Annotated in this window: 1 protein-coding gene and 1 pseudogene; both read left to right on the top strand. The window is 60.5% G+C overall.

Annotated features, from left to right (window positions below; genetic code table 11):
* On the top strand, positions 1–1345 hold a 1345-nt coding region (locus tag EN884_RS35035), incomplete at its 5' end, for a phosphoketolase family protein (protein ID WP_164895391.1).
* A pseudogene (locus EN884_RS35030) lies at positions 1303–1692 on the top strand (acetate kinase); the annotation flags it as partial. The gene EN884_RS35035 and the pseudogene EN884_RS35030, both read left to right, overlap by 43 nt.

The raw sequence follows: 1692 nt of genomic DNA, 5'->3' as shown, positions 1-1692 counted from the left end.
TGCCCCGACAGGGACAAGGCGCATGGGCGCAAGCCCGTACGCAAATGGCGGCCTGCTGAAGCGCGATCTGATGCTTCCAGATTGGAAAAGCCTGGCCCTGGAAGTGCCGCGTCCAGGTGGCGTCATTGCCGAGGCGACGCGGATTTGCGGAAGCTATCTTCGCGAGGTGTTCCGCCTCAATGCCGAGGCGCGAAACTTCCGCCTGATGGGGCCGGACGAGACATCCTCCAACCGCCTCGACGACGTGTTCGAGGTCACCGATCGGATCTGGATGGAGCGCATCGAGCCCTATGACGTCCATCTTTCCCGTGATGGTCGCGTCATGGAAGTGCTGAGCGAGCATCTCTGCCAGGGCTGGCTTGAAGGCTATCTGCTCACCGGCCGCCATGGCCTGTTTTCATGCTATGAGGCCTTCATTCATATCGTCGATTCGATGGTCAACCAGCATGCCAAATGGCTGAAGACCTCCGGCGAGCTCGCTTGGCGCAAGCCGATCGCCTCGCTCAATTACCTTTTGACCTCGCATGTCTGGCGGCAGGATCACAATGGTTTCAGCCATCAGGATCCGGGCTTTGCCGATCTGGTCGCCAACAAGAAGGCCGACACGGTAAGGCTCTATTTCCCGCCGGACGCCAACACCCTGTTGTGGATCACCGATCATTGCCTGAGAACCTATAACCGCATCAATGTCATCACCGCCGGCAAGCAGCCGGGACCGCAATGGCTGTCCATTGAAGAAGCCGGAGCGCATTGCAAAGCTGGAGCGGGCATCTGGGAATGGGCCGGCACGGTTGCTCAGCACGAGGAGCCCGATGTGGTCATGGCCTGCGCCGGCGATGTGCCGACCCTGGAAACACTGGCCGCGACAGACATTCTGCGCTCCGCGATCCCCGACCTGAAAATCCGCGTCGTCAATGTTGTCGATCTGATGACATTGCAGTCGAACACGGAGCATCCGCACGGCCTGCCCGACGGGGACTTCGACGCGTTGTTCACGAAAACACGGCCCGTCATCTTCGCCTATCACGGCTATCCCTATCTCATTCATCGCCTGACATACCGCCGCGCCAACCATGACAACATGCATGTGCATGGCTTCCGCGAGGAGGGCACCACGACGACGCCATTCGACATGGTGGTGCTCAATGAACTCGACCGCTACCATCTCGCGCTCGCCGCCATCGAACGCGTGCCGGGACTGGCCGAAAGGGCCGAAGGGCTTGCCGGCGAACTCCACGGCAGGTTGGCGAAGCACAAGGCCTATGTGCGCGAGCACGGCGAAGACATGCCCGAAATCCAGAAATGGAGCTGGCCCGACAAAGCCGCGACAAAGGGGCGCCAATGATGCGTCGGTCGATCCTGGCGCTGAATGCCGGCTCGTCCAGCATCAAGTTTGCGCTTTACGATCTTGTCTCATCACGGGATATGCAACTCGTTTCACGCGGCACGCTGGACCTGGGCGACAAACCCACACTGCGCGCAAAAGCGGCCGACGGAACGGGGCAGTGCGATCGGCCGCTCACCGCCGACAAGCGGCATGACGCGGCCATAGGCGAGATGCTGAATTGGGTGCAGGGCGAAATTGGGGAAAGAAACCTGATCTGCGCCGGCCATCGCATCGTGCATGGCGGAAGCGAGTTCATCGAACCTGTCCGTCTGACCCCAGACATCATCGACGCCATCGACAAACTT

The sequence above is a fragment of the Mesorhizobium sp. M7A.F.Ca.AU.001.01.1.1 genome, from assembly GCF_004022735.1.
GTDB lineage: Bacteria > Pseudomonadota > Alphaproteobacteria > Rhizobiales > Rhizobiaceae > Mesorhizobium > Mesorhizobium ciceri.
The sequence above is the reverse complement of the archived record's forward strand: the minus strand, read 5'-3'. Positions and strand labels throughout refer to the sequence as shown.